20 protein-coding genes and 1 tRNA gene are annotated in these 20525 nt (G+C 71.4%); 13 read left to right on the top strand and 8 right to left on the bottom strand.

The window, feature by feature from the left end:
• Positions 1–6: 6 nt before the first annotated feature.
• Both mfd and AB5J73_RS06010 read right to left on the bottom strand, forming a co-directional pair.
• Positions 7–3561, bottom strand: coding sequence for a transcription-repair coupling factor (mfd, locus tag AB5J73_RS06005; RefSeq protein WP_370972957.1), 3555 nt, complete (start codon positions 3559–3561; stop codon positions 7–9).
• A gap of 52 nt (positions 3562–3613) precedes the next feature.
• On the bottom strand, positions 3614–4537 hold the full coding sequence (locus AB5J73_RS06010; RefSeq protein WP_370968710.1) for an LLM class flavin-dependent oxidoreductase: 924 nt from the start codon (positions 4535–4537) through the stop codon (positions 3614–3616).
• A 74-nt stretch (positions 4538–4611) separates the two neighbouring features.
• Here AB5J73_RS06010 and AB5J73_RS06015 point away from each other — a divergent pair, with 74 nt between their 5' ends.
• A complete protein-coding gene (locus AB5J73_RS06015) occupies positions 4612–5385 on the top strand; it encodes a helix-turn-helix domain-containing protein (RefSeq protein ID WP_370968711.1) in 774 nt (257 codons plus the stop codon).
• On the opposite strand, the gene AB5J73_RS06020 is transcribed toward AB5J73_RS06015, so the two are convergent.
• The gene (locus AB5J73_RS06020; RefSeq protein WP_370968712.1) at positions 5361–5849 is read right to left on the bottom strand and encodes a DedA family protein; all 489 of its coding nucleotides are present in this window, start codon (positions 5847–5849) and stop codon (positions 5361–5363) included. The genes AB5J73_RS06015 and AB5J73_RS06020 overlap by 25 nt on opposite strands.
• Positions 5821–6417, bottom strand: coding sequence for a class I SAM-dependent methyltransferase (locus AB5J73_RS06025; protein ID WP_370968713.1), 597 nt, complete (start codon positions 6415–6417; stop codon positions 5821–5823). The genes AB5J73_RS06020 and AB5J73_RS06025 overlap by 29 nt, the downstream gene beginning before the upstream one ends.
• A gap of 132 nt (positions 6418–6549) precedes the next feature.
• Between AB5J73_RS06025 and AB5J73_RS06030 the strand changes: the two genes are divergently transcribed.
• From AB5J73_RS06030 to AB5J73_RS06045, 4 genes are read left to right on the top strand one after another with little or no spacing between them, the layout of a single operon-like run.
• Complete coding sequence (locus AB5J73_RS06030) at positions 6550–7668, top strand: sensor histidine kinase (protein WP_370968714.1); 1119 nt, start codon at positions 6550–6552, stop codon at positions 7666–7668.
• Positions 7665–8321: a response regulator gene (locus AB5J73_RS06035; RefSeq protein ID WP_370968715.1), complete on the top strand. Its 657-nt coding sequence runs from the start codon at positions 7665–7667 to the stop codon at positions 8319–8321. Before AB5J73_RS06030 ends, AB5J73_RS06035 begins: the two co-directional genes overlap by 4 nt.
• A 46-nt stretch (positions 8322–8367) precedes the next feature.
• Positions 8368–9213 carry an alpha/beta fold hydrolase gene (locus tag AB5J73_RS06040; RefSeq protein WP_370968716.1) on the top strand — a complete coding sequence of 282 codons (846 nt, stop codon included), beginning with the start codon at positions 8368–8370 and terminating at the stop codon, positions 9211–9213.
• Positions 9214–9229: 16 nt separating this feature from the next.
• Complete coding sequence (locus AB5J73_RS06045) at positions 9230–10411, top strand: sorbosone dehydrogenase family protein (RefSeq protein ID WP_370968717.1); 1182 nt, start codon at positions 9230–9232, stop codon at positions 10409–10411.
• A gap of 234 nt (positions 10412–10645) precedes the next feature.
• On the opposite strand, the gene AB5J73_RS06050 is transcribed toward AB5J73_RS06045, so the two are convergent.
• The gene (locus AB5J73_RS06050) at positions 10646–11365 is read right to left on the bottom strand and encodes an SDR family NAD(P)-dependent oxidoreductase (RefSeq protein ID WP_370968718.1); all 720 of its coding nucleotides are present in this window, start codon (positions 11363–11365) and stop codon (positions 10646–10648) included.
• Between the two features lie 29 nt (positions 11366–11394).
• Here AB5J73_RS06050 and AB5J73_RS06055 point away from each other — a divergent pair, with 29 nt between their 5' ends.
• The 3 genes from AB5J73_RS06055 to AB5J73_RS06065 are packed head-to-tail and all read left to right on the top strand — an operon-like array spanning position 11395 to position 12676.
• The gene (locus tag AB5J73_RS06055) at positions 11395–11898 is read left to right on the top strand and encodes an isochorismatase family protein (protein ID WP_370968719.1); all 504 of its coding nucleotides are present in this window, start codon (positions 11395–11397) and stop codon (positions 11896–11898) included.
• Complete coding sequence (locus tag AB5J73_RS06060) at positions 11895–12287, top strand: NUDIX domain-containing protein (protein ID WP_370968720.1); 393 nt, start codon at positions 11895–11897, stop codon at positions 12285–12287. The genes AB5J73_RS06055 and AB5J73_RS06060 overlap by 4 nt, the downstream gene beginning before the upstream one ends.
• Positions 12284–12676, top strand: a complete 393-nt coding sequence (locus AB5J73_RS06065) for an NUDIX domain-containing protein (RefSeq protein WP_370968721.1) — start codon at positions 12284–12286, stop codon at positions 12674–12676. The genes AB5J73_RS06060 and AB5J73_RS06065 overlap by 4 nt, the downstream gene beginning before the upstream one ends.
• 12 nt (positions 12677–12688) lie before the next feature.
• Here AB5J73_RS06065 and AB5J73_RS06070 read toward each other — a convergent pair whose 3' ends face one another.
• Complete coding sequence (locus AB5J73_RS06070; RefSeq protein WP_125312529.1) at positions 12689–13282, bottom strand: TetR/AcrR family transcriptional regulator; 594 nt, start codon at positions 13280–13282, stop codon at positions 12689–12691.
• A gap of 95 nt (positions 13283–13377) precedes the next feature.
• Positions 13378–14343 (bottom strand): acyl-CoA desaturase, encoded by a 966-nt coding sequence (locus AB5J73_RS06075; RefSeq protein WP_370972959.1) that lies wholly within the window; start codon positions 14341–14343, stop codon positions 13378–13380.
• Positions 14344–14550: 207 nt separating this feature from the next.
• On the opposite strand from AB5J73_RS06075, the gene AB5J73_RS06080 reads away from it, so the two are divergent.
• From AB5J73_RS06080 to AB5J73_RS06100, 5 genes are all read left to right on the top strand, one after another.
• Positions 14551–14622 (top strand) — tRNA-Gln (locus AB5J73_RS06080).
• A 34-nt stretch (positions 14623–14656) separates the two neighbouring features.
• Positions 14657–16411, top strand: coding sequence for a diguanylate cyclase domain-containing protein (locus AB5J73_RS06085; RefSeq protein ID WP_370968722.1), 1755 nt, complete (start codon positions 14657–14659; stop codon positions 16409–16411).
• 48 nt (positions 16412–16459) lie between these two features.
• Positions 16460–17932: a bifunctional UDP-N-acetylglucosamine diphosphorylase/glucosamine-1-phosphate N-acetyltransferase GlmU gene (gene glmU / locus AB5J73_RS06090; protein ID WP_370968723.1), complete on the top strand. Its 1473-nt coding sequence runs from the start codon at positions 16460–16462 to the stop codon at positions 17930–17932.
• Complete coding sequence (locus tag AB5J73_RS06095) at positions 17929–18909, top strand: ribose-phosphate diphosphokinase (RefSeq protein ID WP_370968724.1); 981 nt, start codon at positions 17929–17931, stop codon at positions 18907–18909. The genes glmU and AB5J73_RS06095 overlap by 4 nt, the downstream gene beginning before the upstream one ends.
• Before the next feature lie 62 nt (positions 18910–18971).
• Entirely contained in the window at positions 18972–19838 is an 867-nt protein-coding gene (locus tag AB5J73_RS06100; protein ID WP_370968725.1) for a TIGR03621 family F420-dependent LLM class oxidoreductase, read from the top strand.
• Here the strand turns inward: AB5J73_RS06100 and AB5J73_RS06105 are convergent.
• Positions 19832–20473, bottom strand: coding sequence for an NAD(P)-dependent oxidoreductase (locus AB5J73_RS06105; protein ID WP_370968726.1), 642 nt, complete (start codon positions 20471–20473; stop codon positions 19832–19834). The two genes, AB5J73_RS06100 and AB5J73_RS06105, sit on opposite strands and share 7 nt — an antisense overlap.
• Positions 20474–20525 lie beyond the last annotated feature (52 nt).

Consider the following 20525-nt stretch of genomic DNA (forward strand, 5'->3'; position numbering starts at 1 on the left):
CTTCCGCTAGACCGCGGCCGGTTTCTTCGTGAGCTGCAGCAGCAGCTTCGTGCACCAGTCCAGGAGTTCCTCGTCCCGCAACGTCGGCGCGCCGATCCGGCCGCCCGCCGGGCCCTCGGTCGGCTTCGGCACCGACACCGTGTTCGTCACGGCCTTGAACGTCGCCTTCGGGTACAGCCGCTTGAGGCGCACCAGCTGCGAATCGGCCAGCGGCAGCGGCGCGAACCGGATGGTGTTGCCCTGGACCGCCACCTCCGTCACGCCCGCCTCTCGGCACGTGTGGCGGAACTTCGCCACCGCCAGCAGCCGGTTCACCGCGGCCGGCGGCTGGCCGTAGCGGTCGATCAGCTCTTCGCGCACCGCGTCGAGGCCTTCGGTGTCCGGCGCCGCCGCGATCTTGCGGTACGCCTCCAGCCGCAGCCGCTCGCCCGGGACGTAGTCGTGCGGGAGGTGGGCGTCGATCGGGAGGTCGACGCGGACGTCGGCCATCTCCTCGTCCTCCGCCGGCTCCGCGCCCGCGTGCCGCCGGAACGCGTCGACCGCTTCGCCGACCAACCGCACGTAAAGGTCGAAGCCGACACCCGCGATGTGCCCCGACTGCTCCGCGCCCAGGATGTTGCCCGCGCCGCGGATCTCGAGGTCCTTCATCGCGACCGCCATGCCCGCGCCCAGCTCGGTGTTCTGGGCGATCGTCGCCAGCCGGTCGTGGGCCGTCTCCGTCAGCGGAGCCTCCGGCGGGTACAGGAAGTACGCGTACCCGCGGTCGCGGCCACGGCCGACCCGGCCGCGCAGCTGGTGCAGCTGGGCCAGCCCGAGCAGGTCACCGCGCTCGACCAGCAGCGTGTTCGCGTTCGAGATGTCCAGCCCGGTCTCGACGATCGTGGTGCACACCAGGACGTCGTACTCGTTCTCCCAGAAGCCCTGGATGATCTTCTCGAGCTTGTCCTCGTTCATCTGGCCGTGCGCGGTGACGACGCGCGCCTCCGGCACCAGCTCCCGGATGTGCCGCGCCGCCTTCTCGATCGAGGAGACGCGGTTGTGGACGTAGAAGACCTGGCCGTCGCGCAGCAGCTCGCGCCGGATGGCCGCGCCGACCTGCTTGTCGTCGTACGCGCCGACGTACGTCAGGATCGGGTGCCGGTCCTCGGGCGGGGTGAGGATCGTGGACATCTCGCGGATGCCGGCCAGCGACATCTCCAGGGTGCGCGGGATCGGGGTCGCCGACATGGTGAGCACGTCGACGTGCGTGCGCAGCGCCTTGATGTGCTCCTTGTGCTCGACGCCGAAGCGCTGCTCCTCGTCGACGATCACGAGACCGAGGTCCTTGTAGCGGATCCCGGTCTGCAGCAGGCGGTGCGTGCCGATCACGATGTCGACCTCGCCGGCCGCGAGCTGCTCCAGGATGAGGTCCGACTCGGTCTTGTTCGTGAACCGGGACAGGCCCTTGATCGTCACCGGGAACGAGCGCATCCGCTCCTGGAAGGTGTTCAGGTGCTGCTGGGCGAGCAGCGTCGTCGGGACGAGGACCGCGACCTGCTTGCCGTCCTGCACCGCCTTGAACGCGGCGCGGACGGCGATCTCCGTCTTGCCGTAGCCGACGTCGCCGCAGATCACGCGGTCCATCGGGACGCCGCGTTCCATGTCGGACTTGACCTCGTCGATCGCGGCGAGCTGGTCGTTGGTCTCGGTGAACGGGAAGGCGTCCTCCAGCTCGCCCTGCCACGGCGTGTCCTGGCCGAACGCGTGGCCGGGGGCGGCCTGCCGCGCGGCGTACAGCTGCACGAGCTCGGCGGCGATCTCCTTGACCGCCTTCTTGGCCCTGGCCTTGGTGTTCTTCCAGTCGGAGCCGCCGAGCTTGTTCAGCGTCGGCAGCTCGCCGCCGACGTACTTGGACACCTCGTCGAGCTGGTCGGTCGGCACGAACAGCCGGTCGCCCGGGTGCCCGCGCTTGGACGAGCCGTACTCCAGCAGCAGGTACTCGCGGGTGGCGCCGGCGACCGTCCGCTGCACCATCTCGACGAACCGGCCGATGCCGTGCTGCTCGTGCACGACGTAGTCGCCGGCCTTCAACGCCAGCGGGTCGACGGCGTTGCGCCGCCGGGACGGCATCTTGGTCGTGAGGTCCTTTGTGGACGTTCCGGCACCGGAGCCGCGGCCGGTCAGGTCCGCCTCGGTGAGCACGACCAGGGCGCGCTCCGGGGAGATGAAGCCGTCGGTGAGGCCACCGCAGGTGACCGTGACGACGCCCGGCGCCGGCACGCTCTCCAGGCCTTCGCCCGCCAGCGTGGCCGGGACGTCGGCGGCCGAGAACTGCTCGACCGCGCGCGCCGCGGTGCCGTGGCCGGCGACGACGAGCACCGCGGTGCCACCCGACGCGACGTGCGCGCGCAGATCCGTCGTCGCGCGTTCCAGCTCGCCGCGGTACGCCGGCGCGGCTTCGACGGAAACGCGGTATACGTCGGGGTCTTCGCTGGTCAGCTGGGTGAGCGTCCACCACGCGCGCTTGGTGTCCTGCGCGTGCGACGCGATCTCGTCGAGCCCGCGGTAGGCGGACGCGCCGAGGTCGATCGGGGCCTGGCCGCCCGCCGCGGCCGTCGTCCAGGACGCTTCGAGGAACTCCTGGCCGGTGCGGACGAGGTCGGCGGCGCGGGCGCGGATCTTCTCCGGGTCGGTGAGCAGCACGTGCGCACCGACCGGCATCGCGTCGGTGAGCAGCTCCAGCTCGCCTTCGCAGAGGACCGGGATGAGCGCCTCCATGCCTTCGACCGGGATGCCGTCGGCCAGCTTGGTGAGCATTTCGGCCAGGTGCGCGTCCGCTTCGTACGTCTTCGCCAGCTCCGCGGCCTTTTCCTTGACCGGCGGCGTGAGCAGCAGCTCGCGGCACGGCGGCGCGGTGACGCGCGGGATCTCGCCGGGCAGCGACCGCTGGTCGGAGACGGCGAACGCGCGGATCTCGCTGACCTCGTCGCCCCAGAACTCGACGCGGACGGGGTGCTGCGCGGTCGGCCCGAACAGGTCGAGGATGCCGCCGCGGACGGCGAACTCGCCGCGCTTCTCGACCATGTCGACGCGGGTGTAGGCCAGCTCGACGAGCCGTTCGAGCAGGTCCTCGAACGGCTCCTCCTCGCCGACGACGAGGTCGATCGGCTCGAGCGAGCCGAGGCCGGGCGCCATCGGCTGGATCAAGCTGCGGACGGTCGCGACGACGACGCGCAGGGAGTCGTCCCCGGTCTTGAGCCGGTGCAGCACCTCCAGCCGGCGGCCGACGGTGTCCGCGCGGGGCGAGAGCCGCTCGTGCGGGAGCGTCTCCCAGCTCGGGAAGTCGGCTACGCTCCGCGCGCCGAGCAGGCCGCCGAGCGACGCGGTCAGCTCGTCGGCCTCGCGGCCGGTGGCGGTGACGGCGAGCACGGGTTTGCCCGCGCCCTCGTCCGCCGCGAGGGCGGCCGCGACGAGCTGCCGGGCGGCGATCGGGCCCTGCAGTTCGAGCAGCGGCGCGCCGGCGCGCTCGACCACGCCGCGCAGGGCCGGGTCGGGAAGTATGGCGGTGAGGAGTCCGGACAGTGGAGCTTCGGTCACGATCCCAGCCTACGTGCCACCCCCGACAAGTTTCCGATCACGGCTGGTCGCGCAGCAGTTCCGCCACCTCCGCGACCCTGCTCAGCTGCCCGTCGAACACCTTCGGGTCGGTGCTCGCGATCCGCAGCAGAACGTGCTCCGCGCCTTCGTACTCCCGCAGCCGCGAAGCGACCTCCGCGGCGCTCCCGGTCACCTGCATCTGGATGCCCTGGACGAAGTCGGCCGGCATCCCGTAGTTGCGCAGGCAGTACTCCTCCAGCAGTTCGCGGCCCCGCACCGGGTCGTCCTCGACCAGGACCGTCGCGAACAACGCCGGCGTCACCGGGCGCGTCGCCCGTGCGCGGATCCGGGCCAGGCCGGACCCGTAGTCCGCGGGGTCCGGCGGGTACGGCAGCCAGCCGTCGTAGAGCCGGCCGACCCGCTCCAGCGCCCCCGGCGTGTACGCCGCCAGCCACACCGGCGGGCCGCCGTCCCGCGCGGGCAAGGGGAACGCGGGCAGTGAGTCGTAGTCCAGCACCTCGCCGTGGAACGACGACTCGCCGCGCCAGGCCGCCCGCCACAGGCCCACGATGTCGTCCAGGCGGGCCCGCCGCCGCTCCCACGGCACCCCCACGAACGCGAATTCGGGCTCGCTGCGCCCCGCGAACCCCGCGCCGACCGCCACCGTGAGGCGACCTTCGCTGAGCAGGTCGAGGGACAGCAGCTGGTTCGCCGAGAGCACCGGGTCCCGCAACGCCGGGAGCAGCGCGGACGTCCCCAAGGACACCCGGGAGGTCCGGGCGGCGAAGGCGCTCAGCATGGTGAACGCGTCCAGCGGGGCGCGCGCGAGGGTGTCGCCGACCCACACCGAGTCGAGACCGAGGCGTTCCGCTTCGACGGCGACGCCGACCAGCTCGGGCGCGGTCCGCCCGGCGTCGAGGATGGGCTGGTAGGTCGGGACGACCAAGCCGTATTTCGTCATGGCCGCAGCGTCGCGGAACCGGGGTATGCCCTCAATTCCCCACGGGGAATGGCGCGGGCGAGCAGGATGGACGCGTGAACTTCGGAACGGCGCTCAAGGACTGGCGCACGCGGCGGCACCTCAGCCAGCTCGACCTGGCGTTGCGGGCCGGGACGACGCAGCGGCACGTGAGCTTCATGGAGAGCGGGCGCTCACTCCCCGGCCGCGGCATGGTGCTGCGCGTCGCCGAGTCGCTCGAACTGCCGCTGCGCGAGCGCAACGGCCTGCTGCACGCCGCGGGTTTCGCGCCGTCGTACCCCGAGACGCGGCTCGACGACCCGGCGATCCGGCCGGTGCTCGACGGGCTGCGGCGGTTGCTCGACGGCCACCGCCCCTACCCCGCGATCGTCGTCGACCGCTACGGCGTGCTGGTCGCGAAGAACGACGCCTTCTCGCTGCTCACCGAGGGTGTCGCGCCGGAACTCCTCGAAGCACCGGTCGACACGCTGCGGCTCGCGCTGCACCCGCGCGGGATGGCGCCGCGCGTGCGCAACCTGGACGACTGGGCGCGGCACATCCTCGAACGCCTCCGCAACGACCTGGCCCGCATCCCGGACGAGCGGCTGGCCGCCCAGCTCGCGGAGCTGGCGGGGTACCTGCCGCCGGCGGCCGCGCCGGGCCCGGAGCACCTCGGGTTCGCGGTGCCGGTCCGGCTGGCCAGTTCGGCCGGCGAGCTGCGGCTGATCACGGCGATCACGACGTTCGCGACGGCGGCGGACGTGACGGTCTCGGAGCTGAAGCTGGAGACGTTCCTGCCCGCGGACGCCGAGACCGCGGAACGGCTTCAGAGCACCAGCGCCGTCGTGTGACCCACCAGCAGTTCCGCGCCCGCCCACAGCACCGCCGCCGCCACGCTGCCCGCCGCGAACCGGCGGTACGGCATGGCCGCCGAGCCCGCGACGCGCGGCACCAGCGTCCGCAACCCCACCAGGCAGCGGCCGGCGATCACCGCCGGGACGCCGTACCGCGCGAGCACGGACTCCGCGCGGTCCCACCGCTGCCGGCCGACGCGCCGCGCGAGCCTCGGCCCCCAGCGCCGTCCTTCGAGGTAGGCGAGCTGGTCGCCGAGGACGGCCGCCGCGACCGCCACCGTCAAAGCGAGCCCGAAGTCGAGCGTGCCGCGCTCGGCGAGGAAACCCATCAGCAGCAACGTCGACAGCGTCGGGAGCACGATGCCCGGCAGCAGCGCGGTTTCCGCCGCGATCACCAGCGCGCAGACCAGGTAGACGACCGCCGGGGGCGCGTCAAGCAGCGGCCGCAGCAGGCTGTCCACGCCGGGCCCTCCCCACCGCGACCGGGAGCGCCGCGCGGTAGACGAACGCGGGCGGCAGGTTGCCCCAGACGACCGGAGTGCGCTCAACGACCGCGAAACGGCTTCGCAGTGAAGCGGCGAAGCGGCGCGCGGGCGGGGTCCAGGCCGTGTGGGCGTACGCGAACGTCGTGAACCGGCCGTTCGGGGCCAGTGCCGCGACGACCGCGTCGAGGATGCGGTGCTGCCGGGCCGCGGTCATCGCCGTCCACGGCAGCCCGGAGACGACGACGTCGACGCCGGCCTGGTCGAGGTGTTCGGCGGAACCGGTGACGACTTCCACCTGGGGAAAGCGCTTGCGCAGCGCGTCGGCGAAGCGCGGGTTGATCTCGACGGCGGTCAGGTGCGCTTCGGGGCGAAGCAGCGCGAGGACCGCTTCGGTGAAGACGCCGGTGCCCGGGCCGAGCTCGGCGACGCGCGTCGCGCGTTCCAGGCCGAGGCCCGCCGTCATCGGTTCGGCCAGCCGCGGCGAGCTGGGCGCGATCGCACCCGTCAGCAGCGGGTGGCGGAGGAATTCACTGGTGATCGACATGACCCCGACGGTAGGAACGGCGGGGGTGGCCGCGAATCCGTCGGATCGACCGGTCGTGTCCTCCTTCGGGAGGACACGACCGGACCGAAGTGATGACGACGCGGGCCGGGCCGCCGCGTTACGTTCGGTGGCGTGGAACGACTCGTGAAGTGGGTGCGCGGACACCGGTGGACAGTGGATCTCCCGCTGTACGCGGTGTTCCTGTTCCTCGCGCCGAACTGGGCCGGGGAGACCCCCTGGCCGGTTCGCGCGCTCTCGATGGTCTTCGTGCTGCCGGTGGTCGTGCGGCGGCGGTTCCCGCGCACGGCCGCGGTGCTGATCATCGCCGGGGCCGCGTGCGTGTACTTCAACGAGATCTGGGCGTACGACCGCGGCCGCACCGAACTGGCCATGGCGGTCGTGCTGTTCAACCTGGTGAAGCTGGGCGACCGGCGGTTCGCCGCGGTGATCGCCGTGGCGGTCTTCGCGCTCGGCTGGCAGTGGGGCTTCCTCTGGGGGACCTACACCGACAACCCGACGATCACCATCGTCGGCATCTGGCCGCTGCACATCGCGGCGTGGGCGCTCGGGGAGTTCTTCCGCGCCAAGGAACAGCTGACCGCGGAAGAGGAGAAACTCGGCGAAGCCCAGTCGCGGGCCGCGGTCGCGGAGGAGCGCACCCGGATCGCGCGCGAGCTGCACGACGTCGTCGCGCACAGCATGAGCGTGATCGTGCTGAACGCCGAAGGCGCGAAGCTGGCCCGGCACCGCGATCCCGAAGCCGTCGACCGCACGCTCGACACGATCGTCCACACGGGCCGTGACGCGCTGGCCGAACTGCGGCGGCTCCTCGAAGTGCTGCACGCCGGCCAGGCGGCGCGCAGTCCGCAGCCGACGCTCGACGAACTGCGCGACCTCGTCGAGCAGTCCGGGCGGGACGTCGCGCTCGACGTCACCGGCGACCCGGGCGGGCTGCCCGCGAGCGCCGCGCTGCAGGCGTACCGGATCGTCCAGGAGGCACTGACCAACATGATCAAGCACGCCCCGGCGGACGCGACCGGCCGCGTCCGCGTCGCCTTCGAGCCACCGCGGATCCGGATCGAGGTGACGAACACCGGCGGCCGCGCGTCGCCGTCCCCCGTCCTGCCGTCGTCCGGGCGCGGGCTGACCGGGATGCGCCAGCGCGTCGAGATGTACCGCGGCGAACTGACCACCGGACCGCTTCCCGACGGCGGGTACCGCGTGTGCGCGAGCCTGGTGGTCGGGCCGTGACCACCCGGATCCTGCTCTGCGACGACCAGCAGCTGGTCCGCGTCGGCCTGCGGATGATCGTCGAAAGCCAGGACGATCTCGAAGTCGCCGGAGAGGCAGCCAACGGTGAGGAGGCCGTGGCCCTGGCCCGGGAGCTGCGGCCCGACCTGGTGCTGATGGACGTCCGGATGCCGGTGCTCGACGGCGTCGCGGCGACCGCGCGGATCTGCGCCGAGCTGCCGGACGTGCGCGTCCTGATCATCACGACCTTCGACCTCGACGAGTACGCGTACGCGGCGTTGCGCGGCGGGGCCAGCGGGTTCCTGGTGAAGGACGCGCCGTCGGAGGAGATGCTCGTGGCGATCCGCGGAGTGCTGCGGGGCGACTCGATGGTCTCGCCGTCGGTCACGCGGCGGCTGCTCGACCGGTACCTCGCCGACGAGCGCGACCCGGTGGACACCGCCCGGCTCGGCGCGTTGACCGAGCGCGAGAAGGACGTGCTGGGGCTCATCGCGCGCGGGCTCTCGAACGGCGAGATCGCGGCGAAGCTGTACATCGGCGAGACGACGGTGAAGACGCACGTCGGGCGGATCCTCGGCAAGCTGCGGCTGCGCGACCGGGTGCACGCGGTGGTGTTCGCCTACGAGTCCGGACTGGTGCGCCCGGGTTCCTGATCGTTCCCTATACAACTCATTTGGAGGTTTGTTTAGAGTATTTTTCATGACGATATACAAGTCCGAAGCGGGTGCACGCCTGCTCAGGGAGCGCTATCTCGACGCCTTGCGGGCCTGGCCCGTCCCCCACGATCAAGTGCGCGTGCCGACGCCGGACGGCGAGACGTTCGTCCTGGTGTCCGGTCCGGAGAGCGCGCCGCCGCTGGTGCTGCTGCACGGCTCCGGGAGCAACTCCGCGGAGTGGGCCGGGCGGCTGCCCGCTCTGGCCGGGGCGTTCCGGGTATACGCGGTCGACATCATCGGCGAGCCGGGGATGAGCGCCGAGACGCGGCCGCCGCTCGACGGCGGCCGGTACGCGGCGTGGCTGGACGCGGTGCTCGACCACTTCGCGGTGGGCCGGGCGGCCTTCCTGACGTCGTCGTTCGGCGGCTGGGTCGCCCTCGACCACGCGATCCGGCGGCCCGCGCGCGTCGCGGCGCTGGCGCTGCGGTGCCCGATCGGGCTGGGCCCGATGAAGAAGGGGTTCGTGGTCAAGGCCGTGCTGCTGGCGCTGCTGGGCGAGAAGGGACGGCGGAAGTCCGTGGCGGGCACGCTGGGCGAGCCGGAGTCGTCGCCGGTCGTCGAGCACCAACTGCTCGTGTCGGCGAACTACCGGTACCGCACCGGCCCGTTCCCGGTCTTCGACGACGCGGCGCTGGCCCGGCTGACCATGCCGGTGTACGCGGTCGCCGGGGCGGACGACGCCATGGTCGACTCGGCGACGACGGCACGGCGGCTGACGGCGGCCGGCGCGGAGGTGGACCTGCTGCCGGGCGCCGGACACCACCTCCCGGCCGCGGGCGACCTGGAGTTCCTGACCCGCGCGGTGGCGAACGGTGATTTCACCGGTTGATGGCAGGATGAGCCCTATGCGGCGTGTGCTGGGTCTCATCGGTGTCGTGTCCCTGCTGGTCGCGGGCTGTTCGGGGGCGGCGAGCGAGCCGGTCCAGAGCGTCCCGCCCGCGGCGACGCCGTCGGCCTCGAGCGGGAAGTTCAAGGTCGAGACGGTGACGGCCGGGCTCGAGCACGGCTGGGACGTCGGGTTCCTGCCCGACGGCGGCATCCTCGTGCCGCAGCGGCCCGGCAAGCTCGCGCTGGTCCGCGACGGGAAGGCGGCCGAAGTCCGCGCCGACTTCTCCGACGTGCTGGTCAAGGGCGAAGGCGGGCTGCTCGGCATGGTCGTCAGCCCCGACTTCACCACCAGCCGCGAGTTCATCACGTGCCAGGACCACCAGGAGGGCGGCAAGGCCGTCGACATCCGGCTGGTCACGTGGAAGCTGGCCGAGGACGGCGCGAGCGCGACCAAGGTGAAGGACCTGCTGACCGGGCTCCCGGTGAACCCCAGCGGCCGCCACTCCGGCTGCCGCCCGACGTTCGCCCCGGACGGCGCGCTGCTGGTCGGCACCGGTGACACCGCCCGCGCGTCGATCGCCCAGGACCGCCACTCCCTCGGCGGCAAGGTGCTGCGGCTGGACGCGAAGACGGGGAACCCGTTGCCGGACAACCCGTTCATCACGTCGTCCGACCCGCACGAGCGGCTGATCTACACCTACGGCCACCGCAACGTCCAGGGCGTGGCGATCCGCCCGGGCAGCGGCCAGGTGATCACCGCCGAGCACGGGCCGACGTTCGACGACGAGGTCAACCTCCTCAAGCCGGGCGCGAACTACGGCTGGGACCCGTCGAAGGGCGGCACCGACTCGAGCTACGACGAGAGCGTCCCGATGACCGACCTCAAGCGCTTCCCGGACGCGGTGAGTCCACTGTGGACGTCCGGCAAGATCACCGAGGCGATCAGCGGCGACGCCTTCCTGACCGGCGCCCAGTGGGGCCCGAACGACGGCGCGCTGGTCGTGGTGGCGCTGAAGGGCCAGAAGCTGCTGCTGTACCACTTGGACCCGGCGGGCAAGGTCCTCGACGTCACGCTCCCGCCGGAGTTCGACGACAAGTTCGGCCGCCTCCGCGCGGTCCGCAGCGGCCCGGACGGCGCCCTGTACGTGACGACATCGGACGGCGCCGACGACAAGCTGCTGAAGGTCACGCCCGCGTGATCATGAAAAAAACACACCGAGCCGGTGCCCGGAACACTGTCGCCCGGGGGCTTGATCGCGGAACATGTTTCGTACCAAGAGTTTTCGCCCGCCCCCGACGAGTGTTGGACGCGGTCCGAAGATAGCGTTCCCGCGGCAGCACCGCGCCGGTCCCCGGGCGCCATCGCCGACCTGGCGATCGGGGACCGGCCTCCAGCCACGACCCCGGCCCCGCGGCCGGGCACCGAGAAGCCGTCAGTTCCCCAGGTGAGCCCCGCCGTTGACGTGCACCACTTGGCCGGTGACGTGCCCGGCGGCGGGGCTCGCCAGAAACGCCACCACCGCGGCCACGTCCTCCGGGGTGCCCGGTCGCTTGTTCATCGTGTTGCCGACCAGCCACTCGCGACGGCGGTCGCTGAGCTGCCCGTGGAAGAACTCGGTGTCGCCGACCAGCCCGGGCGCGACGACGTTCGCGGTGATCCCGCGCGGGCCGAACTCCCGGGCCACGCTCACGTTCCAGCCCTCGACCGCGGCCTTCGCGGCGCCGTACGACCCGGCGCCGGTGTGGGCGGCGATCGAGCCGATCGTCACGATCCGGGCGCCGTCGGCGAAGCGCTCGCGCAGCGCGTGCGTCACCAGGGCGGCACTGACCACATTGGACCGGAGGTTCCGCTCGAACGCGGCCGCGAAGCCGGCGAGCCCCTCCCCTTCCGCGTCGAGGAAGTCCGTGTTGCCGCCGGCGTTGTTGACGAGCACGTCGACGCGGTCCGGCAACTCCGCCAGTGCGGCTTCGACGGCCGCGGGATCGGCGGCGTCGAACACGACGGGCCGCGCGCCCAGGAGCGTCGCGGCCTCGGTGAGCACCTGTTCGCGGCGGCCGGTGATCGTGACGCGGTCGCCGGCGAAGGCGGCCGCGACCGCGTAGCCGATGCCCGTGCCGCCGCCGGTCACCACGACTTCCCGGTTGTTCCCCATGCCCCGACCCTAGTGCCTAGGATCGGGGCATGACCAAGATCGATCCGGCCACGTCCGCGCTCGTGCTCGTCGACCTGCAGGAGCGGATCGTGGCGCTGCCGACCACGCCGTACCGCGGCGAAGAGGTCGTCGCGAACGCCCTGCGCCTGCGAGAAGCCTTCCGCGGGGCGGGCGCCCCGGTGGTGGTCGTGAAGGTGTCCCGGCCGGACAACCCGCCGGGCAACGAGGTGGTCTTCGACGCGCAGGACGACAAGATCGTCACGAAGTACGCGATCGGCGGCTTCGCCGGCACCGACCTGGACGAGTTCCTGCGCGGCAAGGGCGTCCGCACGGTGTACTTCGGCGGCATCGCGACGGAGTTCGGCGTCGAGTCGACCCTGCGCGCGGCGTCCGACCACGGCTACGACACGGTGGCGGTCTCCGACGCGATGACAGCGCTTTCCGAGATCTCCCACGAGAACGCGATCACGAAGATCTTCCCGCGGCTCGGCACGGTCGTGACGACGGACGAGGCGCTGGCGGGACTGGCGTGATCGACAAGGTCGAGTGGCTGCACGTCGTGGACGGCCGCGTGCTGGCCGCGCGGTCCCGCGGCAAGGACAAGTTCTACCTGCCCGGCGGCAAGCGCGAGCCGGGCGAATCGGACACCGAGACGCTCATCCGCGAGATCCGCGAAGAACTGGACGTCGAGGTCACGCCGTCGACGATCGCCCCGGCGGGCACGTTCGAAGGCCAGGCCCATGGCAAAGCGGCAGGCACCCTGGTCCGGACGGCGGCCTACACGGCGGACTACCGGGGGACGCTCAAGGCGAGCAGCGAGATCGAGGAGATCGCCTGGTTCGCCCACGCGGACCGGCCGCGGGTGTCCCTGGTCGCCCAGCTGATCTTCGACCACCTGCACGACGCCGGTGAGCTGCGGTGATCGACAAGATCGCCTGGCTGCACGCGGTCGACGGCCGCGTCCTCAGCACCCGCTCACGCGGCAAGGACGTGTACTACCTCCCCGGCGGCAAGCGCGAGCCGGGCGAATCGGACACCGAAACACTGGTCCGCGAGATCCGCGAAGAACTCGACGTCGAGATCACCCCGGCGTCGATCGCCCCGGCCGGCGTGTTCGAGGCGGAGGCGCACGGCCACGCGGCGGGCACCCTGGTCCGGATGACCTGCTACACCGCGGAGTACACGGGCACGCCGGCCGCCAGCAGCGAGATCGAAGAGATCGCCTGGCTGACCTACGCGGACCGCGATCGGGTTTCGGCGGTGGACAAGCTCATCTTCGACCACCTGCACGAGACCGGCCGGCTCGGCTGACGGCCGAAGCCCTCACCCCAGCCGCAGCTTCGGCTTGTGCTCCAGGTGGGACAGCCCGTTCCACGCCAGGTTCACCAGGTGGGCCGCGACCTCGTCGCGCTTCGGCTTCCGCGCGTCCAGCCACCACTGGCCGGTCAGCGCGACCATGCCCACCAGGGCCTGGGCGTACAGTGCCGCCAGCTTCTCGTCGTAGCCGCGGGCCGCGAACTGCTGGGCCAGGATGTGCTCGACCTGGCTCGCGATGTCGTTCAGCACCGTCGAAAACGTGCCTGTCGAACTCGCCACCGGCGAATCCCGCACCAGGATGCGGAAGCCGTCGTGGGAATCCTCGACGTACGACAGCAGGGCCGTGGCCGCCTGTTCGAGCATCACGCGGGGGTGGCCGCCGTGCAGCGTGGAGACCATGCGGTCCAGCAACAGCTGCGTTTCGCGGTCGACGACCACCGCGTAGATGCCCTCTTTGCCGCCGAAGTGCTCGTACACGACCGGCTTCGACACGTTGGCGCGGTGCGCGATCTCCTCGATCGACGTGCCGTCGAAGCCCTTCTCGGCGAACAGCGCCCGTGCCACGTTCAGCAGCTGGCGGCGCCGTTCGCTGCCGGTCATCCGCACCCTTGTCACCGGGGCGGCCGGACGTGCCCCGGTGACCTGCTGCTCACGCTTCGAACGTCGTCTCCCCGCCACTGTCGCAGCCTAGTTGACTAGCTCTTTTCCGTCGCGATACGGGCCAGGCGCTGCGGGGTCGGCCAGCGGACGTCGTGCACCCAGCCGAACTTCTCGAAGATCCAGATCAGCCGCGCGGAGATGTCGATCTGGCCGCGCTTGACGCCGTGGCGCGCGGACGTCGGGTCGGCGTGGTGCAGGTTGTGCCACGACTCGCCGAACGAGAAAATGGCCAGGGGCCAGAAGTTCGCCGACTTGTCGCGGGCGGCGAACGGGCGCTCGCCGATCATGTGGCAGATCGAGTTGACCGACCAGGTGACGTGGTGCAGCACGCAGATGCGCACCAGGCCCGCCCAGAAGAACGCCGTCACGGCGCCCCAGAGCGACCACGAGATGAGCCCGCCCAGCAGGGCCGGCAGCGCCAGGCTGACGAGCGACCACAGCCAGAACAGGTCGTCGACCTTCTTGATCGCCGGGTCCTTCACCAAGTCGGGCGCGAAGCGCTCGGCGTTGGTCTGGTCGCGCTCGAACAGCCAGCCCATGTGCGCGTGCCAGAAGCCCTTCGCGATGGCCCACGGCGAGGTGCCGAACGCCCACGGCGAATGCGGGTCGCCGTCGCGGTCGGAGAACGCGTGGTGGCGGCGGTGGTCGGCGACCCAGGTGATCACCGGGCCCTGCAGGGCGATGCTGCCCGCGATGGCCATGAGCACGCGCAGCCACTGCTTGGCCTTGAACGAGCCGTGCGTGAAGTAGCGGTGGTACGACACCGTGATGCCGAGCCCGCTGATGGCGTAGAAGACGACGAAGATGCCGACGTCGACCCAGCTCAGTCCCCAGCCCCAGGCGAACGGCACCGCGACCAGCAGTGCCACCAGCGGCGCGATCACGCCGAAGTAGACCGACAGCTGCACGCCGATGCCCCGCGTGCCTTCGATGACGGGTTTGGGCCCCTTGGGTGCCGAGGGCTCCCCGGCGGGCTGAGAACGGTCGAGCGTGGCCGTCATACGCTTCACTTCTCCCTACGCGGGCAGCCCTTTGACGTAGGGTGCCCTAACCTACGATGCCGTAAGTTACGGTACAGGAGGTTCCGGCGGCTGGGGAGTGCCTGAACCCACACACCCGGTGTTCGGAACGGAGTACCCGGCGGACTGGGCGCTAACGCATCCCCCGCGCGGACGACACCCGATCGTCGCTATCCTGACCAGGTTCGATCCGCCGTAGTGTAATCGGCAGCACTTCAGATTTTGGTTCTGACAGTTCAGGTTCGAATCCTGGCGGCGGAGCAGCAGAAGGACCCGAACCCACGACACCGGGAGGTTGGCGCTGACCGACGAGGCGACCGACCCGGTGGCGGCCAGGCGTCCCGCCCTGGCCGAGATGTCCGACGCCTGGCTCGTCGGGCGCGCGCGGGAACTGATCGCCGCGGTCCAGCGGCAGGAGTACACGCAGCAGCTCCAGATCGTCGAACTGATGGACGAGCTGCTCGACGAGACCCAGCGCCGCGGCGAGCCGACCATGGTCGCGCAGCTGCTGCGCGCCTCCGCCATCGCGCGGCTGATCACCAAGGGCCTGGCCGCCGAGGCCGAGCCGCGGCTCGACGAGATGCTCGCGCACACCCGGCGCCACGGCCTCGCGCTGCTGCGGGCCGACGCGCACGCGCTGCGCGGGCGCCGCCTGGTCATCGCCGCGCAGGAGGACCCCGCGCTCACCGAGATCGCCCGCGCGCTGGCGATCCTCGACGACTCCGCGATCCCGAACCGGCAGGTCGGCATCCGCCAGTGGAACCGGATGCTGTGGTCGACGCTGAACGACTGCTGGATCGTGCTGAACCAGCTCGGCGTCTACGAAGCCGCCGAGGAGGTCATCGGCCGCGCCGCGAGCGCGATCCGCGAAAGCGCGAGCCCGCACGAGATCACGCTGCAGCTGATGAACCGCGTCAAGATGCTGCTGGGCTGGGGCCTGCGGCTCGAACGCATCGACGAGTACGACGAGAGCGCCGAGAAGTTCCGCACGGCCGCGTCGATGGCGGTCGCCGCGGAGGGCCCCTTCACCGAGTCGCTCTTCCCGCGGAAGGCGAACGTCTCGGCCGTCGACCAGGTCGGCGTCCTCGCCGCCGCGCAGGCGCTGCACAGCCCGACCACCGACCAGATCGACCGGCTCCGGGCGCTGCACGAAGGCACCGGCTACCCGGGCGAGCGCGAGATCGTCGCGATCGCGCTGGCCCGCTGCCTGGACAAGGGCGGCCGCCGCGAAGAGGCCCTCGACGTGCTGCGCTCGGCGCGCGAGTTCCTCGGCGACGACACCTCGCAGCCGTCGATGCGGCTGAACATCGCCCGCGAGCTGGCCCGGCTCGACACGAGCCCGGACTACGCGTCCGGGGCGAGCCAGTCGCTGATCGACTACGCGACCCGGCTCGAGTCCGAGATGTGGAGCCTGCGCGAGTCGCAGATCGCCACCCTGAACGCCCGCCGCGAGCACGAACGGCTGTCCGCCGAGCACGGCGCGATCACCCAGCAGGCGCTGCAGGACCCGCTCACCGGCCTGCCGAACCGGCGCGCGCTGGACGAGAAGCTGCGCCAGCTCGCCTCGTCGGCCGACGCGCAGCCCCTCGCCGTCGCGCTGGTCGACCTCGACGGCTTCAAGGGCGTCAACGACAAGCAGTCGCACGCCGAAGGCGATAACGTGCTGCGTGTCGTCGCGAGCACGCTTCGTGACGCCCTGCGCGGGGACGACCTGGTGGCGCGCTACGGCGGCGACGAGTTCATCGTGCTGCTGCCGGGCACGCCGGCGTCCGCGGCGAAGATGGCGCTCGGCCGCGCCGTGAAGTCCGTCGCAGGCCTGCCGCACCACCTTTCGCACGGCGTGACGCTGTCGATCGGGCTCGTCTCGCTGCGGCCGCAGGAGCGCGGCGAGCAGGTCCTCGCCCGCGCGGACGCGGCCATGTACCAGGCGAAACGCGGCGGCGGCAACCAGGTGGCGTCGGCGAACTCGATGGCCGCCGACCCGGCAGCCGCGTGGGCGAGCGAGGCCCCTCCGACCGACCCCGCGTGGGACGCCGAGGACCACAGTTAGGATCGGTGCCCGACAGAAGCCATCCTTTGGTAACCGTTGGGAGCGCCGTTGACCGGCCCGCTGAGCACGTTGATCCTCGCCGCGGGTGAGGGCACCCGCATGCGTTCCTCGACGCCCAAGGTGCTGCACCCGATCGCCGGGCGCCCCCTGGTCGAGCACGCCGTCCGGGCCGCCGCCGGCCTGGACCCCGAGCACCTCGTGGTCGTAGTCGGCCACGGCCGCGAAGCCGTCGGCGAACGCCTCGCCCAGGTCGCCGGCACCCTCGGCCGCGCGGTCGGCACCGCGGTGCAGGACCAGCAGAAGGGCACCGGCCACGCCGTCTCGTGCGCGCTCGCGACCCTGCCCGCCGACCTGACCGGCACCGTGCTCGTCAGCTACGGCGACGTCCCGCTGCTCGACACCGAGACCCTGCGCGCCCTGCTCGAGGAGCACACCGAGGCGAAGAACGCGGTCACCGTGCTCACCGCCGTGGTCGCCGACCCGACCGGCTACGGCCGCATGGTGCGCGACGCGGCGGGCAAGGTCACCGGGATCGTCGAGCACAAGGACGCCACCCCGGAGCAGGCGGAGATCACCGAGATCAACTCGGGTGTCTACGCCTTCGACGCCGCTGTGCTGCGTGACGGTCTCTCGCGCCTCTCGACCGACAACGCGCAGGGCGAGCTCTACCTCACCGACGTGCTCGGCATCGCGAACGGCGACGGGCTGCACGTCGGCGCGCTGGTCGTCGACGACCCGTGGCTGACCGAGGGCGTCAACGACCGCGTCCAGCTGTCGGTGCTCGGCGCCGAGCTGAACCGCCGGATCGTGCAGCGCTGGCAGCGCGAGGGCGTCACGGTCGTCGACCCGGCCTCGACCTGGATCGACGCCGGCGTGACCCTCTCCCGCGACGTCGTCATCGAGCCGGGCGTGCAGCTCAAGGGCACGACGTCGGTCGGCGAAGGCACGACGGTCGGCCCGGACAGCACCCTGACGAACATGACCATCGGCGCCCGCGCCTCGGTGGTGCGCGTGCACGGTTCGGACTCCGAGCTGGGCGACGGCGTCAACGTCGGCCCGTTCACCTACCTGCGGCCGGGCACCAAGCTGGGTGAAAAGGGCAAGCTCGGCGCGTTCGTCGAGACGAAGTCCGCCGACATCGGCGCGGGCACGAAGGTGCCGCACCTGACCTACGTCGGCGACGCCACGATCGGTGAGCACAGCAACATCGGCTGCTCCAGCGTGTTCGTGAACTACGACGGCGTGAACAAGCACCGCACCGTTATCGGGTCGTATGTCCGGTTGGGCGCGGACAACACGTTCGTCGCCCCGGTGCAGGTCGGTGACGGCGCTTACAGTGGTGCGGGTGCCGTGATCCGCGAGGACGTCCCGCCGGGCACACTCGCGGTGTCGGCGCCGCCGCAGCGCAACATCGAAGGCTGGGCGATCCGGCGCCGGCCGGGTACGCCCGCGGCGGAGGCGGCCCAGGCCGCCCTCGACGCCGAGTCAGCAGCAGGAACCGACGGGGAGTCGCCAGCATGAGTCCGAAGCAAGGCACGCCGAAGAAGAATCTGATGCTCTTCTCCGGTCGCGCGCACCAGGAGCTCGCCGAAGAGGTGGCCAAGCACCTCAACGTGACGATCACCCCGCAGACGGCGCACACGTTCGCGAACGGCGAGCTGTTCGTCCGGTTCGAGGAGTCCGTCCGCGGCACCGACGCCTTCGTCATCCAGGCGCACACCACGCCCATCAACGAGTACGTGATGGAGCAGCTGATCATGGTGGACGCGCTCAAGCGGGCGAGCGCGAAGCGGATCACCGTCGTGATGCCGTTCTACCCGTACGCGCGCCAGGACAAGAAGCACAAGGGCCGCGAGCCGATCTCGGCGCGGCTGATCGCGGACCTGTTCAAGACCGCGGGCGCCGACCGGATCATGACGGTCGACCTGCACACCGCGCAGATCCAGGGCTTCTTCGACGGCCCGGTCGACCACCTGATGGCGCAGACCGTGCTGGCCGACCACATCAAGGCCACCTACGGCGACGCCGACATCACGGTCGTCTCGCCGGACTCGGGCCGCGTGCGGCTGGCGGAGAAGTGGGCGCAGCAGCTGGGTGACCGGCCGATCGCGTTCATCCACAAGACGCGCGACCCGGACAAGCCCAACCAGGCCGTGGCCAACCGCGTGGTCGGCAAGGTCGAGGGCAAGCTCTGCGTCCTGATCGACGACATGATCGACACCGGCGGCACGATCGTGAAGGCCACCGAGGCCCTGATCGACGAGGGCGCGGCGGACGTCGTCATCGCGACGACCCACGGCATCCTGTCCGACCCGGCGACCGAGCGGCTTTCGCAGTGCAAGGCGCGCGAGGTCATCGTGACGAACTCGCTGCCGATCCCGGCGGAGAAGCGGTTCCCGGGCCTGACGGTCCTGTCGATCGCCCCGATGCTGGCCGAAGCCATCCAGCAGGTCTTCGAAGACGGCTCGGTTACGTCCCTCTTCGACGGCAACGCCTGAACCCGTCCGCCGGGCGCGAAACCCCGCGCCCGGCGGGGGTCTCCGGCGCTAGCGTCGCCGGCATGGGGAACTTCAAGTTCGGCGTCAGCCTCCGCGAGATCGGCAGCCGCGACGCCTGGATCGCCAAGTGCCGGCGGGCCGAAGAGCTCGGCTACGACGCCATCACCGTGCCCGACCACCTCGGCACCGGCCGGTTCGCGCCGTTCCCGGTGCTGGCCATGGCGGCCGCCGTCACCGAACGGCCGCGGCTCGGCACGCTCGTGTCCAATGTGCCCTTCTACAACCTCGCGCTCTTCGCGCGCGAAGCCTCCTCGACGGCCGCGCTGCTCGACGGCCGCCTCGACCTCGGCCTCGGGGCCGGGCACATGAAGAGCGAGTTCGACGACGCGGGCCTGCCGTGGCACGACGCCGCGACGCGCATCGGCTACCTCGGCGAAAGCATCGGCCACCTGCGCAAGCACTTCGACGACGAGGGCATCGCCCAGCCCCGCCTGCTCGTCGCGGGCAACAGCGACGGCGTCCTCGACCTCGCCGCCCGGCACGCCGACGTCGTCGGGTTCGCCGGGCTCCGGCAGCAGCCCGGGAAACCGCCGGGCACCTTCAAGCTCGACAACGCCGAGGCGATGGACGAGCGCGTCGCGTTCTTCCGGGCCAGGGCGACGCGCGAAGTCGAGTACAACATGCTCGTCCAGCACGTCGAGGTCACCGACGACCGGCGCGCGGCCGCCGAGGCGTGGCACGAGAAGACCGAGCGCAGCGCCGTCGCCGACGCCGGCGAACTCCTCGACGCACCGCAGCTGGTGCTGGGCACGGTCGAGGAGATCGCCGGGCAGCTGGTGGCGCGGCGCGAACGCTACGGCTTCACCTACATCACCGTGTTCGAGCCGTTCCTCGAAGCGTTCGCGCCGGTGATCCGCGAACTTCAGTAAGCGACCGTGAAGCGCGCGCGGCGGTGCTTCGGCTGCTCGATCTCGTCGACGTACGCGATCGCGTAGTCGTCGCCGCCGATGACGGACTTGCCGTTCTCGTCGGTCAGCAGGACGTCGCCGCCGATGCGGAACTTCTCCGTGCGCTCGCCCGGGATCCACGCGCCGAACTCGGCGGCGGGGCTGACGTAGAACCAGTCGAGGTCGTCCGGCTGCTCGCGCAGCAGGTACAGCACCTCGGCGTGGTTGCCCGCTTCTTCCTTGTACTCGTCCGGGAACTCCGGGGTGTCGAACAGCCGCGGGCCGCCCTCGGCGACGAGCAGGCTCGACGCCCCGCCCACGAACGACAGCCGGACGCCGTTCTCGCGCGCGGCGCGGACCAGCCCGGGCACGGCGTCGATCAGCTTCTTCCCGTCGATCGCGCGCGCCGGCGTCGCGACCACGATCACGTCAGCGTCCTTCGCGACCTGCGCGACGAACTCCTCGTCGTGCAGCGAACCCTGCCGCGCCTCGACGCCTTCGGGCACCGAACCCTCGTTGCGCGCGACCCCGACGACCTCGTGCCCGCGGCGCAGCGCCTCGGCGCCGATCTTGCCGCCCGCGTACCCCGTCGCCCCGAAAACCACCAGCTTGGCCATTGGATCTCCTCCGTTGTCATCGGCCTTCGAGGCCGATGTTAAGAACGGAAGA

Origin of the sequence: Amycolatopsis sp. cg9, from assembly GCF_041346945.1 — a bacterium.
Classification (GTDB): domain Bacteria; phylum Actinomycetota; class Actinomycetes; order Mycobacteriales; family Pseudonocardiaceae; genus Amycolatopsis.

What these genes read in the sequence shown, in the direction of transcription:
- AB5J73_RS06075 (WP_370972959.1), bottom strand. Translation starts at nt 14,343, where the DNA reads ATGACGGCCACGCTCGACCGTTCTCAGCCCGCCGGGGAGCCCTCGGCA.
- AB5J73_RS06010 (WP_370968710.1), bottom strand. Translation starts at nt 4,537, where the DNA reads ATGACGAAATACGGCTTGGTCGTCCCGACCTACCAGCCCATCCTCGAC.
- AB5J73_RS06025 (WP_370968713.1), bottom strand. Translation starts at nt 6,417, where the DNA reads ATGTCGATCACCAGTGAATTCCTCCGCCACCCGCTGCTGACGGGTGCG.
- AB5J73_RS06100 (WP_370968725.1), top strand. Translation starts at nt 18,972, where the DNA reads ATGGGGAACTTCAAGTTCGGCGTCAGCCTCCGCGAGATCGGCAGCCGC.
- AB5J73_RS06105 (WP_370968726.1), bottom strand. Translation starts at nt 20,473, where the DNA reads ATGGCCAAGCTGGTGGTTTTCGGGGCGACGGGGTACGCGGGCGGCAAG.
- AB5J73_RS06055 (WP_370968719.1), top strand. Translation starts at nt 11,395, where the DNA reads ATGACCAAGATCGATCCGGCCACGTCCGCGCTCGTGCTCGTCGACCTG.
- AB5J73_RS06070 (WP_125312529.1), bottom strand. Translation starts at nt 13,282, where the DNA reads ATGACCGGCAGCGAACGGCGCCGCCAGCTGCTGAACGTGGCACGGGCG.
- AB5J73_RS06045 (WP_370968717.1), top strand. Translation starts at nt 9,230, where the DNA reads ATGCGGCGTGTGCTGGGTCTCATCGGTGTCGTGTCCCTGCTGGTCGCG.
- AB5J73_RS06050 (WP_370968718.1), bottom strand. Translation starts at nt 11,365, where the DNA reads ATGGGGAACAACCGGGAAGTCGTGGTGACCGGCGGCGGCACGGGCATC.
- AB5J73_RS06095 (WP_370968724.1), top strand. Translation starts at nt 17,929, where the DNA reads ATGAGTCCGAAGCAAGGCACGCCGAAGAAGAATCTGATGCTCTTCTCC.
- AB5J73_RS06040 (WP_370968716.1), top strand. Translation starts at nt 8,368, where the DNA reads ATGACGATATACAAGTCCGAAGCGGGTGCACGCCTGCTCAGGGAGCGC.